13 protein-coding genes are annotated in these 17482 nt (G+C 66.3%); 10 read left to right on the top strand and 3 right to left on the bottom strand.

Features of this window, described 5'->3' with window-relative positions; all coding sequences use genetic code 11:
- Nucleotides 1-67 precede the first annotated feature (67 nt).
- The 5 genes from CLM73_RS07020 to CLM73_RS07040 all read left to right on the top strand — a co-directional run bounded on the left by CLM73_RS07020 (nt 68) and on the right by CLM73_RS07040 (nt 6566).
- A complete protein-coding gene (locus tag CLM73_RS07020) occupies nt 68-2596 on the top strand; it encodes a TonB-dependent siderophore receptor (RefSeq protein WP_418904945.1) in 2529 nt (842 codons plus the stop codon).
- A 176-nt stretch (nt 2597-2772) separates the two neighbouring features.
- Nucleotides 2773-3078: a DUF3649 domain-containing protein gene (locus CLM73_RS07025; protein ID WP_105237871.1), complete on the top strand. Its 306-nt coding sequence runs from the start codon at nt 2773-2775 to the stop codon at nt 3076-3078.
- Nucleotides 3075-4805: a PepSY-associated TM helix domain-containing protein gene (locus CLM73_RS07030; RefSeq protein ID WP_105237872.1), complete on the top strand. Its 1731-nt coding sequence runs from the start codon at nt 3075-3077 to the stop codon at nt 4803-4805. Before CLM73_RS07025 ends, CLM73_RS07030 begins: the two co-directional genes overlap by 4 nt.
- On the top strand, nt 4802-5125 hold the full coding sequence (locus CLM73_RS07035; protein ID WP_105237873.1) for a DUF3325 domain-containing protein: 324 nt from the start codon (nt 4802-4804) through the stop codon (nt 5123-5125). The genes CLM73_RS07030 and CLM73_RS07035 overlap by 4 nt, the downstream gene beginning before the upstream one ends.
- 85 nt (nt 5126-5210) lie before the next feature.
- The gene (locus CLM73_RS07040) at nt 5211-6566 is read left to right on the top strand and encodes a tryptophan--tRNA ligase (RefSeq protein ID WP_105237874.1); all 1356 of its coding nucleotides are present in this window, start codon (nt 5211-5213) and stop codon (nt 6564-6566) included.
- 64 nt (nt 6567-6630) lie between these two features.
- Here the strand turns inward: CLM73_RS07040 and CLM73_RS07045 are convergent, their stop codons facing one another.
- Both CLM73_RS07045 and tex read right to left on the bottom strand, forming a co-directional pair.
- Nucleotides 6631-7137 carry a hypothetical protein gene (locus CLM73_RS07045; RefSeq protein WP_105237875.1) on the bottom strand — a complete coding sequence of 169 codons (507 nt, stop codon included), beginning with the start codon at nt 7135-7137 and terminating at the stop codon, nt 6631-6633.
- A gap of 347 nt (nt 7138-7484) precedes the next feature.
- Nucleotides 7485-9860 (bottom strand): RNA-binding transcriptional accessory protein Tex, encoded by a 2376-nt coding sequence (gene tex / locus CLM73_RS07050; protein ID WP_105237876.1) that lies wholly within the window; start codon nt 9858-9860, stop codon nt 7485-7487.
- A 174-nt stretch (nt 9861-10034) separates the two neighbouring features.
- Between tex and CLM73_RS07055 the strand changes: the two genes are divergently transcribed.
- A complete protein-coding gene (locus CLM73_RS07055) occupies nt 10035-12125 on the top strand; it encodes an ATP-dependent DNA helicase (protein WP_056567766.1) in 2091 nt (696 codons plus the stop codon).
- 80 nt (nt 12126-12205) lie between these two features.
- On the opposite strand, the gene CLM73_RS07060 is transcribed toward CLM73_RS07055, so the two are convergent.
- A complete protein-coding gene (locus CLM73_RS07060; protein ID WP_105237877.1) occupies nt 12206-12994 on the bottom strand; it encodes an outer membrane protein assembly factor BamD in 789 nt (262 codons plus the stop codon).
- 107 nt (nt 12995-13101) lie between these two features.
- On the opposite strand from CLM73_RS07060, the gene CLM73_RS07065 reads away from it, so the two are divergent.
- From CLM73_RS07065 to CLM73_RS07080, 4 genes are all read left to right on the top strand, one after another.
- Nucleotides 13102-14100 carry an RluA family pseudouridine synthase gene (locus tag CLM73_RS07065; protein WP_105237878.1) on the top strand — a complete coding sequence of 333 codons (999 nt, stop codon included), beginning with the start codon at nt 13102-13104 and terminating at the stop codon, nt 14098-14100.
- The gene (pgeF, locus tag CLM73_RS07070; RefSeq protein WP_105237879.1) at nt 14088-14852 is read left to right on the top strand and encodes a peptidoglycan editing factor PgeF; all 765 of its coding nucleotides are present in this window, start codon (nt 14088-14090) and stop codon (nt 14850-14852) included. Before CLM73_RS07065 ends, pgeF begins: the two co-directional genes overlap by 13 nt.
- Before the next feature lie 123 nt (nt 14853-14975).
- A complete protein-coding gene (locus CLM73_RS07075) occupies nt 14976-16610 on the top strand; it encodes a PHA/PHB synthase family protein (protein ID WP_105237880.1) in 1635 nt (544 codons plus the stop codon).
- A 78-nt stretch (nt 16611-16688) separates the two neighbouring features.
- Nucleotides 16689-17426 carry a 3-ketoacyl-ACP reductase gene (locus tag CLM73_RS07080; protein ID WP_056567753.1) on the top strand — a complete coding sequence of 246 codons (738 nt, stop codon included), beginning with the start codon at nt 16689-16691 and terminating at the stop codon, nt 17424-17426.
- The last annotated feature ends 56 nt before the right edge of the window (nt 17427-17482 follow it).

Genomic DNA, 17482 nt, shown 5'->3' on the forward strand with positions numbered 1-17482 from the left:
TCTTGCCGTCGCATTGCAGGTTTTGCATCCCCGTACGGAAAGCAGAAAGAAACCACCGTACAGGGAGATATTTGTGTCCGCTTCAATCCACCCCCGCCTGCGCGCTCCGATGACCGCCGGCCGCAAGGCCGTGCTGGCCGCGACCTGCGCCGGGGCGCTGTTTGCCGGTGCGCCGGCGGCCTGGGCGCAGACGGCGCCTGCCGCAGGCGCTTCGGCCACCGCCAATGGCCAGCGCAGCTACCAGATTCCCGCAGGGCCGCTGGCCGACGCGCTGACCCAGTTTGCGCGCAGCGCCGGGGTGGTGCTGTCGTTCGACCCGGCGCTGGTGCGCGGCCGGCGCTCGGAAGGCTTGAACGGTTCGTATACGGTGGGCGCGGGCTTCTCGCGCATCCTGGCGGGCAGCGGCCTGCAGGCGCGCGCGCAGTCGGGCAACAGCTGGACGCTGGCGCCCGCGCCGGTCTCCACGGGCGACACGCACACGCTCGCGCCGGTCACGGTGACGGGCATGTCTGAAAGCGCCTTTGCGCCCACGGTCGGCTATGTGGCCACCGCCAGCGCCAGCGCCACCAAGACCGATATCCCGCTGATTGAGACGCCGCAGTCCGTGTCCGTTGTCACGCGCGAACAGATCACGGAGCAGGGCGCACAGACGCTGAATCAGGTGCTGCGCTACACGGCGGGCGTCGCCACCGAATCGCGCGGCGCGACGGCGACCCGCCTCGACCAATTCAACGTGCGCGGATTCTCGGCCTCCACGTATCTGGATGGGCTGCGTGTGTTCGGCGGCCGCGATGCGCTGCCGCAGGTCGACGCCTTCCGCCTTGAGCGCGTGGATGTGCTGAAGGGGCCGGCGTCGGTGATGTACGGGCAGGGCGGCCCGGGCGGCGTGGTGAACCAGGTCAGCAAGCGCCCGCTGGAAGAGACGCAGCGCGAAGTGGAGCTGCAGGTCGGCAACTACGACTTCCGCCGCGCCAATTTCGACTTCGGCGGTCCCATCGACGAAGAGGGCAAGTACCTGTATCGCCTGGTTGGCGCGGGCTATATGTCCGACGGCCAGGTGCAGGACACGAAGGAGCGCCGTTACTTTGTGTCGCCGGCGTTCGCGTACAAGCCCAACGCGGACACGTCGCTCACCATCCTGACCAACTTCCAGCACGACCCCGACATGGGCTCGTACGGCGCCGTGCCGTCCATGCGCACGCTGCTGCGCGCGCCCGATGGCTTCCGCCTGCCCGCCAACTACTACGACGGCGACGCCAATTTCGAAAAGAGCGATCGCAAGAGCTATTCGCTGGGCTACATCCTGGACCATCGCTTCAACGACACCTTCAAGGCGTCGCAAAGCCTGCGCTGGACGCATTCGGACGCCAAGTACCGCAGCATCTACGGTGCGACGACCAACTACTACGGGTACACCGACCCGACCTACCTCTACCACCAGCGCGCCTCCATCGCGACGGACGTGGACGTCGGCGCGCTGACGATCGACAACAACCTGCAGGCGCGGTTCAGTACGGGCAAGATTGGCCACAACGTGCTGGTGGGCTTCGACTATCAGCACGTCAAGACCGACACGCTGTCGGGCTTTGGCTCCGCGCCCCCGCTGTACGTGAAGAACCCGGACAATTTCCAGAACATTCCGGTGCCCGCGTTCTCCAGCGACGCCAGCACCACGCAGTACCAGACCGGCGTGTACTTCCAGGACCAGATCAAGATCGACCGCCTGTCGTTCCTCTTGGGCGGGCGCTATGACTGGTCGCGCAACGTGGGAGAAACGACCGCAATCGCTTCCGGCCGCGTCACCCCGTCCCAGCTGAATGCGGAAGCCTTCTCGGGCCGGTTCGGCGCCATCTACAACTTCGACAACGGTGTCGCGCCGTACTTCAGCTACTCGGAATCCTTCGAGCCGCAGTCGGGCACGGGTTGGAACAACACGCCGTTCAAGCCGATCGAGGGCAAGCAGTACGAAGTGGGCATCAAGTACCAGCCGCCGGGTTCGGCCACGCTGCTGACGTTTGCGGCATTCGACATCCGCCGCGAAAACATGACGACCACCGACCCGGATCCGACGCACGTGTGCGGCACGGCCGGCGGCCGCTGCTCGATCCAGGCGGGCGAGCTGCGCACGCAGGGCATCGAACTCGAGGCCAAGACCGAGCCGATGCGCGGCCTGTCGCTGATTGCCGCCTACTCGGTCATGAACAACGAGTACACCAAGGCCTATCCGAATGCGGCGGGCTTCGACCTGACCGGCAAGACCCCGGCCACGCTGCCGTCGCAGCAGGCCTCGGCATGGGCGCGCTACCAGCTTCAGGAAGGTCCGCTTGCCGGCCTGGGCATTGGCGGCGGCGTGCGCTACATCGGTTCGTCGTATGCCAACGACTCCAACACGCTGAAGGTGCCGAAGGTCACGCTGGTCGACCTGATGCTGGACTACGACCTGGGCCGCGCTTCGCCCGCGCTCAAGGGCATGCAGGTGGCGCTGAACGTGCAGAACCTGTTCGACAAGGAGTACATCGCGTCGTGCTCCGGCGAAATCTGGTGCTGGTACGGCTACCAGCGCTCCATCAAGGCCAGCTTGCGGTATCGCTGGTAAAGCAGTGCCAAAAGGCGGCTCCAAGGCGAGCCGCCTTTTCTTTTGGTCCGACACTGCCGTCCCTGTCTTAACGAGAATAGTTATAATTCAGGCTTTATACAGGGAAAGGCGGATAAGCTCGGAAACCCCATCCCATCCCCGGGTCCGCCACGGTCCCGCAACTACCTAGAACCCCCGTGAAAGCTCCCGCAGCCGGCGCAGGCATGATGCGCTACAGAATGGCCGTTTTTTCTCGCGCGACGGCCGCCATCCTGGGCGGCTATGCCCTGGCGTCGGCGGCCGCCGCCTGTCTGGCTGTCTGGTTGCCCATGGGGCGTGCAGACGCAGTGACCGCGGCGCAGATGCTGTCTTTTGTGGTCTACGCCTGCGGCGTCATCTGGGTGTTCGCCACCCGCAATGCCTGGCGCGCCTGGGCCGGCATCCTGGGTCCTGCCGCGCTGCTGGGCGGACTGTTCCTGGCGCACCGGCTGGTGGCGGCATGAAGGCGGCCAAGCACAAGCATCCCGGCGAAGAGGGCCTGCGCCAGTCCATGTCGTGGCTGCATACGTGGTCCGGCCTGATCTTCGGCTGGGTGCTGTTTGCCATGTTCCTGACCGGCTCGCTGGCTTTCTTCCGGCCCGAGATCACGCGCTGGATGCAACCCGAGATCCAGGTGCAGCCGGCGCCGGCGGTGCAGGCCGTCGCCACTGCGCAGCGCTATCTGGCCGAGCACGCGCCCGACGCCAAGCGGTGGTTCATCGCGCCGCCCTCGGACCGCGAGCCCCTTATCCAGTTGCTGTACCAGGTGCCCAAGCCCAAGCCGGGCGAACGCGGCTTCGTGCGCGTCAAGCTGGACGCGGCCACCGGCGAACCCGTGACGGCGCGCCAGACGCGTGGCGGCGACTTCTTCTACCGTTTCCATTTCGAACTGGAGACCGCGTTTCCGTGGGGACGCTGGCTGGCCAGCATCGCGGGCATGTTCATGCTGGTGGCGATCATCAGCGGCATCATCACGCACAAGAAGATATTCGCGGACTTCTTCACCTTCCGGCCCGGCAAGGGCGGGCAGCGCGCCTGGATGGACGGGCACAACGTGCTGTCGGTGCTGGGTCTGCCGTTTCACCTGATGATCACCTTCAGCGGTCTGGTGCTGTTCATGGTGATGCTGATGCCGGCGGGCATCCAGGCCGCCTACGACAATCCGCGCCAGTTCACGAACGAGGTCTTCAAGGCCAACAAGATCACGCCGCCGCAGAACCAGCCGGCGCCGCTCGTGGACATCGCGCCGCTGGTCGATCAGGCCCAGCAGCATTGGCAGGGTCGGGTGGGACGGGTGACCGTCAACAATCCCGGCGATGCCGGCGCCACCATCACGCTGGTGCGCAACGTGGGTGACGGCGTGTCGTACGGCCTGCTTGCGCCCTTCATGCGCTTTGACGGCGTGACAGGTGCATTGCAGGAGTCCGAGGACGACCACAGCGCTACCGTCGTGACGGCGGGCGTCATCACCGGCCTGCACCTGGGGCTGTTCGCCGAGCCGCTGCTGCGCTGGTTCTATTTCATCGTCAGCCTGGCCGGCACGGCCATGGTCGCCACGGGCCTCGTGCTGTGGATCGCCAAGCGCCGCCAGAAGGCGCGGCCGGGCGACGCGCGGGAAGCCTTCTCGCTGCGTCTGGTCGACGGCCTGAACGCCGGCACCATCGCGGGCGTCGTGTTCGGTGTGGCGGCGGTGTTCCTGGCCAATCGGCTCTTGCCGGCCGACATGCCCGGCCGCCAGGTCTGGGAGGTGCGCGCCTTCTTCATCGCCTGGGGCCTGTCGCTGGTCTACGCGTTTCTGTTCCAGCGTCGCAAGTGGCAGGACCTGCTGGGTATAGCCGCCGCCGCGCTGGCGCTGGTGCCTGTGGTCAATGCCCTGACCACCGACCGGCACCTGGGCGTTTCCTTGCCGCAGGGCGACTGGGTGATGGCGGGCTTTGACCTGACGTGCCTGGCCAGCGCCCTGTTCTTTGCCTGGACGGCGGTCAAGGCCGCCCGCGCCCGCAAGGCGCCCGCCAGAACGGCGGGCAAGCCGCGCGCCGCGCGCAACGAGGCGGTCAAGGCCGCCGTAACTGGCGCTGTCCCCACCGCAGCTCCAACCCCAGCTCCAACCCCAGCCCCAACCCCGCACGAGCCCGCCGTTCCGGCCGCCGTGCACCGGACCGCTTTTGAACCGCGAGGTGATACGCCATGACGCTTGCCGCCTTCTGCCTGGCCTACGCAGGGTTTTCCGCCCTGTGCCTGGCCATGGACCGTCACTACGAAGACCTGTTCGACCGCGCCTTGCCGCGCCGCCATCGGCTGCCGCTGCGGGTGTTCGGCTGGGTCTCGCTCGCGCTGTCGCTGTGGGCGTCGGCGGCGGTCTGGGGCTGGAGTTACGGCACGGTCGAATGGATCGGCATCCTCAGCATTGCCGGTCTGCTGCTGATCTGGTTCCTGACCTTCCGGCCGCGCGCCGCGCTGACCGCAGGCGGCCTGTGCGCGTTGGCGGCGCCCGTGCTGGCTGTGCTGTAAACGCGGGTTCCCGGGTTTTGCGAGGCAGGGCCAGGCTGCGGCAAGTTACACTCAGGGCTTCCCCTAGCAACCGCCTTCTCGCCTCATGAACACCCGCGTCCTTACCGGCATCACCACGACTGGAACCCCCCATCTCGGCAACTACGCGGGCGCGATCCGCCCGGCGGTTCAGGCCAGCACGCAACCCGGCGTGGACGCATTCTTCTTTCTGGCGGATTACCACGCGCTGATCAAGTGCGACGATCCGGCGCGCGTGGCGCGCTCGCGCCTTGAGATCGCCGCCACGTGGCTGGCGGTGGGCCTGGACCCCGAGCGCGTTACGTTCTACCGCCAGTCGGACATCCCCGAGATCCCCGAGCTGAGCTGGCTGCTGACCTGCGTGACCGCCAAGGGCCTGATGAACCGGGCGCACGCGTACAAGGCTTCGGTGGACCAGAACGTGGCCAAGAGCGTGGATCCGGACGACGGCATCACCATGGGGCTGTTCTCGTACCCGATCCTGATGGCCGCGGACATCGTCATGTTCAACGCCAACAAGGTGCCGGTGGGGCGCGACCAGATTCAGCATCTGGAAATGGCGCGCGACATCGCGCAGCGCTTCAACCATCTGTACGGACGTGAATACTTCGCGCTGCCGGAAGTGGTCATTGAAGAAGACGTGGCCACGCTGCCGGGGCTGGACGGCCGCAAGATGTCCAAGAGCTACAACAACACGATTCCGCTTTTCGAAGGCGGCAAGAGCGCATTGCGCGCCTCGGTGATGCGCATCGTGACCGATTCGCGCGAGCCCGGCGAACCCAAGGACGCCGAATCGTCCCACCTGTACACGCTGTACCGCGCGTTCGCTACCTCCGAGCAATCGGCGGCGTTCCGTCAGCAGCTCGAAGCCGGCATGGGCTGGGGCGATGCCAAGCAGGCGCTGTTCGAGCACCTGGAGAACCTGCTGGCCCCGATGCGCGAAAAGTACATCGACCTGATGGCCAACCCGGGCCGCATCGAAGACATCCTGCAGGCTGGCGCGGCCAAGGCACGCAAGCTTGCCGTGCCGTTCATGCAGGAATTGCGCGAGGCCGTGGGCCTGCGCAATCTGGGCGCCGCCGCCACGGCGGGCAAGGGCGCCCAGGGCAAGAAGGAAAAGTCCAAGGGCGCGCGATTCGTCAGCTTCCGCGACGAGGACGGGGCTTTCCGCTTCCGCCTGCTGGCGGCCGACGGCGAGGAACTGCTGCTGTCGCAGCGCTTTGCCGATCCCAAGGAAGCCGGCGCCCTGATGCGCCGTTTGCAGTCCGAGCCCGCCGACAACGTCCTGCAGGCCAATGCCCAGGGCTACGCGGTGGTGATCGATGGCGTGACGGTGGCGACCGCCCCTGAAGGCGGGCAGGGCGAGCCCGCTGCACGCATCGCGCGCACGCGTGAAGCGCTGCTGTCGCTGGCGCAGGAATAATCGCTGATTGGTTGTTGATACGCGATAGATGAAGACGGCGCGGGCAATCCGCGCCGTTTTGCATTCAGTTCAAGCGTGCGCTGGCGACGATGCGCCCGTCGCGCACCTGAAAGCGCTGCACGCGGCTTTGCCCACCGATTTCAAGCTGGTCGCCGTCCGAATAGCCCGTGACGTTGGGACAGTCCAGCCATTCCGGGTTGATGAACGGAAAGTACTTCAGCGTGCCGCTGCCCTCGCTGGCGAAGTCGAACGTGGTGTTGGCCACGACCTCGGGATCCCATTGGCTGGCGTCGTAAGTGATCACGCATCCGATGCCGATGCGGTAGATGATGCTGGCGCCCATGCTGGCAAATCCCAGCGCGCCCACGTGCAATTGCGCGCCATTGCGCAATTCGATGACCCGGCCACCCAGGCGCTCCAGCGTGATGTGCTTGAAGGTGACCTCGGCGCCGTCGACGATCAGATGCGAATACTGGCCCAACGTCACGTCGCCATAGATGCCGCTTGTCGTGGCGTTCTTGTCGGTGATGGTGACGGTTTCATTGGCGGCAAGGGTGATGGTGCTGAGCATGACGGAACGGATCTCCGGGCTATCAGGGGGGCGCGCTCTTGTTCTGATGCTGCTCCCGACAGACGCTTCGCGCAGTAGCTCGCCTGACCGTGGTATTTGTGTCGCCGGTGATCGCCCGTGAACTCAGCCGTCGTCGCCGCGCTTTTTATTATTTAGACACAATTAGATATTTTCACTTATTTCTATGATTTCGAATTGAGAGAACGCAACGAAAGCGGCCGATTTAGGGGTAAGCCCTAAGCCACAGCGGGGCGACCCGAGAGCGGCCGCGCAAAGAAAATCCCGGCGCTTCCGACGCCGGGATCTGGGTAACGCTGAGGATCGCGAGGGATCAGCGGATCAGAAGATCAGCGCTTCAACTTGGCAAACGCGTCGGCCATGGCGCTGTTCATCCCCGCGGCGCCGCCGCCAGCGGCGTTGCGGCCGCCATCGCCCTGACGGCGCGGACGGTCGCCGCCCTTGGGCGCATCGGCGCTGCGGCGGGCCGGCGCGGCCGTGTCGTTCAGGCGCATGGTGAGCGCCACGCGCTTGCGCGCGGCGTCCACTTCCAGCACCTTGACGCTGACCGTCTGGCCCACGCGCACCACGTCGCGCGGATCCTTCACGAACTTCTCGGCCAGCGCCGAGATGTGAACCAGGCCGTCCTGGTGCACGCCGATGTCGACGAACGCGCCGAAGTTGGCCACGTTGGTCACCACGCCTTCCAGCACCATGCCCGGATACAGGTCGTTCAGCGTTTCCACGCCTTCCTTGAACTGCGCCGTCTTGAATTCCGGACGCGGGTCGCGGCCGGGTTTTTCGAGTTCGGCAAAGATGTCCTTGACGGTCGGCAGGCCGAAGCGCTCGTCGGTGAAATCCGACGGCGACACGCCCTTGAGGGCTTCGCGCTGGCCGATGATCTGCTTCACCTCGGTCTTGATCTTGGCGACGATGCGCTCGACCACCGGGTAGGCTTCGGGGTGGACAGACGAGGCATCCAGCGGGTTCTCGCCGTTGGGGATACGCAGGAAGCCGGCAGCCTGTTCGAATGCCTTGTCGCCAAAGCGAGGCACCTTGCGCAGGATGTCGCGCGTGGGGAAGGCGCCGTTTTCGTCGCGGAAGGACACGATGTTCTTGGCCAGCAGCGAGTTCAGGCCGGACACGCGGGCCAGCAGCGCGGCCGACGCCGTGTTCACGTCCACGCCCACCGCGTTCACGCAGTCTTCGACCACGGCGTCCAGCGAGCGCGCCAGTTCGCGCTGGTTGACGTCGTGCTGGTACTGGCCCACGCCGATGGCCTTGGGGTCGATCTTGACCAGTTCGGCCAGCGGGTCCTGCAGGCGGCGTGCAATGGACACGGCGCCGCGCAGCGTCACGTCGAGGTCGGGGAATTCCAGGGCGGCGGTTTCGGAGGCCGAATACACCGATGCGCCCGCTTCGGAAACGACGACGCGGGTGACCTTCAGGTCGGGGAAACGCTCCATCATGTCGCCCACGAGCTTTTCGCTTTCGCGCGAGGCCGTGCCGTTGCCGATGGCGATCAGGTCCACGCTGTGGCGCGCCACCAGCGCGGCCAGCGTGTTGATCGTGCCTTCGCGGTCGCGGCGCGGTTCAAACGGGTACACGGTGGTGGTGTCGACGACCTTGCCGGTCTTGTCGATGACGGCGACCTTGCAGCCCGTGCGGATGCCGGGGTCCAGGCCGAGCACGGCCTTCGGACCGGCCGGCGCGGCCAGCAGCAGGTCTTTCAGGTTGGCGGCGAACACGCGGATCGCCTCGGTCTCGCCGCTTTCGCGCAGGCGGCCGATCAGCTCGCTTTCGAAGGCGGTCAGGAGCTTGACGCGCCAGGTCCAGCGGCAGACTTCGCCGAGCCAGCGCGCGCGCGGCGTGGCGTCCAGCGCGAACAGGCCGTTGCCAAGCTTGAGGAAGTTGGCGATGCGGGCCACGCACGGATGCGGGGTCTGGGCTTCGAGGTCGGCTTCCAGGCCAAGGCGCAGCTCGAGCACGCCTTGCTGGCGGCCGCGCAGCAGCGCCAGGATGCGGTGCGAGGGCAGGGTGCGCAGCGGCTCGTTGAAGTCGAACCAGTCGCGGAAGTTGGCGCCTTCGGTTTCCTTGCCCTCGATCATCTTCGAGTACACGAGGCCCGTGGACCACAGGTGCTCGCGCATGTCGGCCAGCAGGTCGGCGTTTTCGGCGTAGCGTTCGGCCAGGATGTCGCGCGCGCCATCGAGCGCCGCCTTGGCGTCGTTGATGGCGGCTTCGGGATTCAGGTATTGCGCGGCCAGGGCGGCGGGATCGCAGGCGGGATCGGCCAGGATGGCATCGGCCAGCGGTTCGAGGCCGGCTTCGCGGGCGATCTGGGCGCGCGTGCGGCGCTTGGGCTTGTACGGCGCGTACAGGTCTTCCAGGCGCTGCTTGGTGTCGGCGGTGGCGATTTCCTGCTGCAGCTCGGCCGTCAGCTTGCCTTGCTGCGAAATGGATTCGAGGATGGCGCCGCGGCGGTCTTCGAGCTCGCGCAGGTAGCCCAGGCGGACTTCCAGGTTGCGCAGCACGGTGTCGTCCAGGCCGCCGGTCGCTTCCTTGCGGTAGCGGGCGATGAAGGGCACGGTGGCGCCGTCATCCAGCAGTTCCACCGCCGCAGCGATCTGGGAGGCGCGGGCGCCCAGCTCGGTGGCGAGCTGGGCGACGATGCGGGCGTTGTCGACGCCGGTGGCGACGTTCGTGATAGTGGAAGTTTCAGACATCTCTATACGACGGCAAAAAGGGAAAACGAGGGGCGGATTGTGCCATAAGCCGTTGTTACGGAACGTGGCGCAAGGGACTGATCCGTCCCTCTGCCAGCGGCGTTGCGGCAGGCCGCAAGCAGGAAAACGGCGCGCCAGCGGGTATCATTTGGGGCCCTACATTAGGCTGCTGTAATGCTGGACCTGGACATATCCGAATTCTTTGACGAGGACGGGCCGCTGGCCACGGCCTTGCCCGGCTACAAGCCGCGTCCATCTCAGGTGGAACTGTCGCAGGCCATCGGCCAGGCCATCCAGGACCGCGCCACGCTGGTGGCCGAAGCCGGCACCGGCATCGGCAAGACCTGGGCGTATCTTGTACCCGCCTTCATCCAGGGCGGCAAGGTGCTCATTTCCACCGGCACGCGCACCCTGCAGGATCAACTTTTCGCGCGCGATCTGCCGCGCGTGCGCGCCGCGCTGGCCGCGCCCGTCACGGCCGCACTGCTCAAGGGCCGCGGCAACTACGTTTGCCACTACCACCTCGAACGCCTGCAAGGCGACGAGCGCGCCCTGAAGTCCCGCTCCGAAATCCAGCAACTGCGTCAGATCCAGGTGTTCGCGGGCATCTCCAAAACGGGCGACCGCGGCGACTTGGCGCAGGTGCCCGAAGACGCCGACATCTGGCAACGCGTCACGTCCACCCGCGAAAACTGCCTGGGCCAGGAATGCCCGCGCATCCGCGACTGCTTCGTCGTCAAGGCGCGCCGACAGGCGCAGGAAGCCGACGTCGTCGTCGTCAACCACGCGCTCTTCATGGCAGACCTGATGCTGCGCGAAGAGGGCGTCACCGACCTGCTGCCTGAAGCCGACACGGTCATCTTCGACGAAGCCCATCAACTGCCCGACACCGCCACGCGCTTTCTGGGCAACAGCGTGTCCACGCACCAACTGATGGACTTCGGCCGCGCGCTGGAAGTCGCGGGCCTGGCCTATGCGCGCGAAGCCGCCAAATGGAGCGACGTCAGCCGCCATCTGGAAACCGCCGCGCGCGAATTGCGGCTGGTCTGTGCGCCGCTGGACAAGATGCCGGGCCGCAAGGCCACGTTCGAGGCCATCCCCAACCCCGAGGAATTCGACGAAGCGCTCTTGTCGCTACGTGAATCCGTGGACAGCGCCACCAAGGCGCTGGGCGCGGTCGCCGAAAAACACCCCGACCTGCTCGCGGCCGCGCGCATGGGCGCGGAGATTTCGGTCAAGCTCAAGCGCTGGGCAACGCCCGGCCGCAGCAGCGGCGCGCACGACGACGAGGGCTGGGGCCGCGACGATCAAGCCCCCGTGCAAAGCCCGTTGGGCGACGGTCCGTCCACGCCCGCGGCGTTGCTCGAAGGCGCCGCGCTGGCCGAACAATGGACGGGGCCGGCCGTGCGCTGGGTCGAGCACGGCCTGCATCACGTGCGGCTGCATTCGGCGCCGCTATCCGTGGCGCAGGCGTTCTCCAAGTTCCGCAAGCCCGGCCAGGCCTGGATCATGACCTCGGCCACGCTGTCGATCAACGGCGAATTCACGCACTTCACCAGCCAGCTCGGCCTGGATACCGCGCGCACCGGCAAATGGGAGTCGCCATTCGACTACCCCGAGCAGGCGCTGCTGTTCGTGCCGCGCGGCATGCCCGAACCCCAATCGCCGCAGTTCCTGGACCGCTTCGTCCAGACGCTGCTGCCGCTGCTGGAAGCCAGCCCCGGCGGCACCCTGGTGCTCTGTACGACGCTGCGCGCCGTGGACAAGGTCGCCAATCTGCTGGCCGATGCCTTTGACGACGCGGGACATGACTGGCCGCTGCTCAAGCAGGGCGAGGGCACCCGCCGCGATCTGCTTGATCGCTTCTGCAAGCTCAAGCATCCGGTGCTGGTGGGCAGCGCCAGTTTCTGGGAAGGCATCGACCTGCCGGGCGACGTGCTGACGCTGGTGGCAATTGACAAGCTGCCCTTCGCGCCGCCCGACGATCCCGTCATCGAGGCCCGCCTGCGCGCCTGCCGAGCGCAAGGCGGCAATCCGTTTGCGGAATACCAGTTGCCCGAGGCCGCCATCTCGCTCAAGCAGGGCGCGGGCCGGCTGATCCGCACCGAATCCGATTGGGGCGTACTGATGGTGGGCGACGCGCGGCTCGTGGAAAAGCCGTACGGCAAACGCCTGTGGCGCGGCCTGCCGCCGTTTGCGCGCACGCGCGAACTGGAAGAGGTGCTGGCGTTCTATCGGCGCAAACGCGGACCGGACGACGCGTAACACGGCACATCGCGCGCCGGCCAGACGAAAAAAAGCCCTTCAGAAATCTGAAGGGCTTTTTGCTTCCCATGCAGGCGGAATCAGTTGAAGGGATTCCACCAGCTCTTGTCGGCCTTCAGGCCCTGGGTCCGGAACGCGCTGTTCGGGAAGTTCTTGTCGTAGACACGCTGGGCGTCGTTCTTCAGGTCGGTCATGTTCAGTTTGTCGTACGACTGAACCATCAGGTAGAGCGCCTCTTCGGTGGCGGGGGCGCCCTCGAAGTCGGTGATGACGGTCTGCGCGCGGTTGGCGGCGGCCACGTAGGCGCCGCGCTCGTAGTAGTAGCGGGCGACGTGGACTTCGTTCATGGCAATGGTGTTGACCAGCCACGCCACGCGCTTTTCGGCGTCCACGCTGTACTTGCTTTCCGGGAAGCGCTTGATCAGCTCGGTGAAGGCATCGTAGGACGCGCGCAGACCCTTGGGATCGCGCTCGGCCGGATCCTGGCCGGTGATGTTGCTCATGAAGGCGCTGGCCGGCGTGAAGTTGATCAGGCCCTTCAGGTAGAGCGCGTAATCGGTGCCGGGGTGATTGGGGTAAAGCTGCTGGAAGCGGTCGATGGCGGCCAGTGCCTGTTCGTTTTCGCCGTCTTTCCAGTTGACGTAGGCCAGCTCCAGCAACGCCTGCTGCGCGTAGACGCCAAACGGGTAGCGGCTTTCGATGGCGGTCAGGCGCTCGCGCGCTTCTTTCCAGCCGCCCGACGCCATTTCGGCCTTGGCGTCCGCGTAGAGTTGTTCTGCGCTCCAGTTGGTGGTCTTGTCATACTTGCTGTCCGCCCCGCTGCAACCAGCGATGACGATGACGGCAAAAAGCGCGATGACCACGCGCAAAACCGACCCGCTGCGGGATGCGGGGTTCGAGGGAGCTGCAGGGTGGTGAATCACGAGAATCGTATCCTTGGTGTTAGCATGGCAGGCTGATTATATGATTTGTCTCCATGTCTGATACAGCCGCCCGCGCAGATCTTGTTTCCGACGACAGCGCCGACGAAAATCTCGACGAATCCGGCCGCCCCGAGCCACAACTTGTAACCGTGCCGTCCGCCACGCGCGCCGACCGGCTCGACAAGGTTCTGGCGGGTCTCTTGCCCGACCATTCCCGCAATCGCCTGCAAGGCTGGATCGAATCCGGCAACGTCCTGGTCAACGGGGCGCCGGGCAAGATCCGTCAGACGGTCGGCCCCGGCGACGAACTCACCATCTGGGCCCAGCCCGCGCCCGATGCGCAGGCATTCACGCCCGAGCCCGTCGAGTTCGGCGTGGTTGCCGAAAGCCCCGACTGGATCGTCGTCAACAAGCCGGCGGGCCTGGTCACCCACCCGGGCGCCGGCAACTGGAGCGGCACGCTGCTCAATGGCCTGCTGCATCGCTACCCGGAATTGGCGCAGGTCGCCCGTGCCGGCATCGTGCACCGGCTGGACAAGGACACCTCCGGCCTGATGGTCGTGGCCCGCAACGACATCGCCCAGACCCACCTTGTGCGCCAACTGCAGGCGCGCAGCATGGGCCGCGAATACGTGGCCCTGGCGCACGGCTGGGTGGCCGCCGCGGGCAAGGTCGACCGCGCCATCGGCCGCGATCCGCGCGTGCCGGTGCGCATGAGCGTCGAGCGGCCCGTCGCGCCCAAGCCGGCCATCACCAATTACGCGCCGGCCCGCCGCGGTTCGGTGGACCCCGGTGGCCGCGTCACCGAAGTGGTGTGCCGCCTGGAAACCGGGCGCACCCACCAGATCCGCGTGCACATGGCCAGCCTGGGGCATCCGCTGCTGGCCGACACGATATACGGCGGCAAGAACATCGCCGGGGCGCAGCGCCAGATGCTGCACGCCCGTGCGCTGCATTTCGACGATCCCGCAGGCAAGGGCGACGTCCAGTTCGACGCGCCGGTGCCTGCCGACATGGCGCAGGTCCAGGAGAGCATTGCATGGAACGTCTGATTGCAGACCTGCCCGTCGTGTCGGGACCCGACTGGCATGGCGTCAGCTACTTCTGCACCACCCGCGCAGGGGGCGTGGGCGTGGCGCCGCATGACACCCTGAATCTTGGCCTGCGGGCCGAGGACAACCCCGAGGCCGTGACCGAGAACCGGCGCCGCGTGCGCGCAGCGGTGCCCGCCGACCCCCTGTGGCTGCGCCAGGTGCATGGCAGCGAGGTCGTGGACGCGGATGCGTCCGATGTGCCCGCCGAGCCTGCGGTGGATGCCAGCGTCACGGCGCAGCCCGGGCGCGTGCTGGCCATCATGGTGGCCGATTGCCTGCCGGTGGTCATCGCCGACGCCGAGGGCAAGGTGCTGGGCGCGGCGCACGCCGGCTGGCGCGGCCTGTCGGGCGGGGTGCTGGAACACACGCTGGACGCCATGCGCGCCAAGGCGCCTCACGCAACCGGATGGCGAGCCTGGGTCGGGCCCGGCATCGGTCCGCAGCAGTTCGAGGTGGGGCAGGATGTGCTGGACGCCTTCACCGCCGACGACCCGGCGACGGCGCGCTTTTTCACGCCGCGACCCGGCGTCGCCGGCAAGTGGCTGGCCGACCTCGCCGGATTGGCCGATTTCCGCTTGCGTCGCGCCGGGGTACAAGAGGTGTCCCTCAGCGGCGAATGCACGGTGACGCGCAAGGACCGGTACTTTTCCTACCGCCGCGACGGGGTGACGGGACGCATGGCAGTGCTGGCCTGGTTGCATCCGGTTTGACGCTGCGCAAAGGCCGGCGCCGGCCTTGCGTCCCGCGGTAGCAGCCTCCTTGTATACCCGCATTGACAGCCCTGAACCCGGAATGCAACATCAATCGCGAAGTCTCGATAACAAGGTGTCGAAGTGAATGCCAATCTCTCCGCAGGTCCCATTCCGGTGAGCGTGGCACCGGAAGTCCTGGCTGACATCCAGGCAGAGTTCGCGCGCGAATGGCAACGCCTTTGCGACGATGCCCAGCGCGGCACGCTGGCGCCGCCGTCCGATCGCCGGTTCTCGGGTGATGCCTGGGCGGCGAACGCGTCGCACCTGTTGCTGGCACATACCTATCTGCTGTCCGCCCGCGCCATGCAGCGCATGGTCGACGCCGCGCAGGTCAGCGAGCCCATGCGAGACCGCCTTCGATTCTCGATCATGCAGTGGGTCGACGCGCTGTCGCCGTCCAACTTCCTGGCGTTGAATCCCGACGCGCAGCAGTCCATCGTCGAGAGCGCGGGCCGTGCGCTGAACGAAGGCCTGGCGAACCTGTTGGGCGACGTGCAGAAAGGCCGCATCACGCAGACCGACGAGTCCCAATTCGAGATCGGCCGCAACGTGGCCACGACGCCCGGCGACGTGGTGTTCGAGAACCCGCTGTTCCAGCTCATTCAATACGCGCCGTCGACCGGCACCGTGCACGAACGGCCGCTGGTCATCGTGCCGCCGAACATCAACAAGTTCTACATCCTGGATCTGCAGCCCGAGAACTCGTTCGTGCGTCACGCGATCGGGCAGGGCTACACGGTCTTCCTGATCTCCTGGCGCAATCCGGTTGCCAGCGATACCGACGGCGTCGATCGCGCCACCTGGTCCGACTATCTTGACGACGCGGTGCTGCAGGCGCTGCGCGTGGCCAGCGACATCACCAAGCAACCGCAGGTCAATGCGCTGGGCTTCTGCGTGGGCGGCACGATGCTGGGCGCGGCGCTGGCGCTGGCCGAAGCGCGCGGCGAGCATCCCGTGGCCGCGCTGACGCTGCTCACCTCGATGCTCGATTTTCACGACACCGGCGTCCTGAACGTCTTCGTCGACGAAACCCACGCGCTCATGCGCGACCATCAATTGGGCAACGGCGGCCTGATGCCGGGCCGCGATCTGGCCACCACGTTCTCGTTCCTGCGCCCCAATGAGCTGGTCTGGAACTACGTGGTCGGCAATTACCTCAAGGGACAAAAGCCTCCGGCGTTCGACCTGCTGTTCTGGAACGGCGACAGCACCAATCTGCCGGGACCTTTCTTTTCCTGGTACTTCCGCAATACCTACCTTGAGAACAACCTCAAGGTGCCGGGCCGCGCGCAGGCCGCCGGCCTGCCGCTGGACCTGACGCGGCTGCGCATGCCGGCCTATATCTTCGGTTCGCGCGAAGACCACATCGTGCCCTGGGTGTCGGCCTACGCATCCACGCAGGTATTGCGCGGACCGCAGCGTTTCGTGCTGGGCGCATCCGGCCACATCGCGGGCGTGGTGAATCCGCCCGCCAAGAAGCGCCGCAGTTATTGGGTGGCCGACGCGCTGGAACAGGAAAGCCAGCCGTTGCCCGGCGACCCCAACACGTGGCTCGCGCAGACCGTGGAACACCCCGGAAGCTGGTGGCCCGACTGGACCGGCTGGCTGGCCGATCATTCGGGCAAACAGGTCAAGGCGAGGACAAAGGCAGGCAATGCCAAGTACCGGCCGATCGAGCCGGCCCCTGGCAGATATGTAAAGGTCCGGGCGGCCTGATACCGCGCATCGCGGTCCGATCCCCGGCAGGAAGATGTTTAATCAACGAGGCGTCCGTCGCACACAGGAGGAAGTCCAATGAGCGGAAAACTGGCTTACGTAACAGGCGGGATGGGCGGGATCGGCACCTCTATTTGCCAGCGCTTGGCCAAGGATGGCTTTCGCGTGGTGGCAGGTTGCGGCCCCAGCCGCAACTACCAGCAATGGCTGGATGAGCAGGCCGCGCAGGGTTTCACGTTCTACGCGTCGGTTGGAAACGTGTCCGATTGGGACTCCACCGTTGCCGCTTTCGAAAGGGTGACGGCTGACCTCGGGCCGGTGGACGTGCTGGTCAACAACGCGGGCATCACGCGTGACGGGCTGTTCCGCAAGATGACCGCCGACGATTGGCGCGCGGTCATCGATACCAACCTGAACAGCTTGTTCAATGTGACCAAGCAGGTCATCGACGGCATGGTCGAGCGCCAGTGGGGGCGCATCATCAACATCAGTTCGGTCAACGGCCAGAAGGGGCAGTTCGGCCAGACCAACTACTCCACGGCAAAGGCCGGCATCCATGGATTCACGATGGCGCTGGCGCAGGAAGTGGCCAGCAAGGGCGTGACCGTCAACACGATTTCGCCGGGGTACATCGGCACCGACATGGTCCGTGCCATCCGGCCGGACGTGCTGGAGAAGATCGTTGCCACGATCCCGGTGCGCCGCCTGGGCACGCCCGAGGAAATCGCGTCCATGACCTCGTGGCTTGCGTCCGACGAATCCGGCTTTTCGACTGGCGCGGATTTTTCGCTGAACGGCGGCCTGCACATGGGTTGACGTGACGTGGGCCGCCCCGCGGCGGCCCACTCGCGCTGTACGGCTTCGGGCAGAGG

Source organism: Achromobacter spanius (assembly GCF_002966795.1).
Lineage (GTDB): Bacteria > Pseudomonadota > Gammaproteobacteria > Burkholderiales > Burkholderiaceae_B > Achromobacter > Achromobacter spanius_D.

What these genes read in the sequence shown, in the direction of transcription:
- CLM73_RS07030 (WP_105237872.1), top strand. Translation starts at nt 3,075, where the DNA reads ATGAAGGCGGCCAAGCACAAGCATCCCGGCGAAGAGGGCCTGCGCCAG.
- CLM73_RS07035 (WP_105237873.1), top strand. Translation starts at nt 4,802, where the DNA reads ATGACGCTTGCCGCCTTCTGCCTGGCCTACGCAGGGTTTTCCGCCCTG.
- CLM73_RS07040 (WP_105237874.1), top strand. Translation starts at nt 5,211, where the DNA reads ATGAACACCCGCGTCCTTACCGGCATCACCACGACTGGAACCCCCCAT.
- CLM73_RS07045 (WP_105237875.1), bottom strand. Translation starts at nt 7,137, where the DNA reads ATGCTCAGCACCATCACCCTTGCCGCCAATGAAACCGTCACCATCACC.
- tex (WP_105237876.1), bottom strand. Translation starts at nt 9,860, where the DNA reads ATGTCTGAAACTTCCACTATCACGAACGTCGCCACCGGCGTCGACAAC.
- CLM73_RS07055 (WP_056567766.1), top strand. Translation starts at nt 10,035, where the DNA reads ATGCTGGACCTGGACATATCCGAATTCTTTGACGAGGACGGGCCGCTG.
- CLM73_RS07065 (WP_105237878.1), top strand. Translation starts at nt 13,102, where the DNA reads ATGTCTGATACAGCCGCCCGCGCAGATCTTGTTTCCGACGACAGCGCC.
- pgeF (WP_105237879.1), top strand. Translation starts at nt 14,088, where the DNA reads ATGGAACGTCTGATTGCAGACCTGCCCGTCGTGTCGGGACCCGACTGG.
- CLM73_RS07080 (WP_056567753.1), top strand. Translation starts at nt 16,689, where the DNA reads ATGAGCGGAAAACTGGCTTACGTAACAGGCGGGATGGGCGGGATCGGC.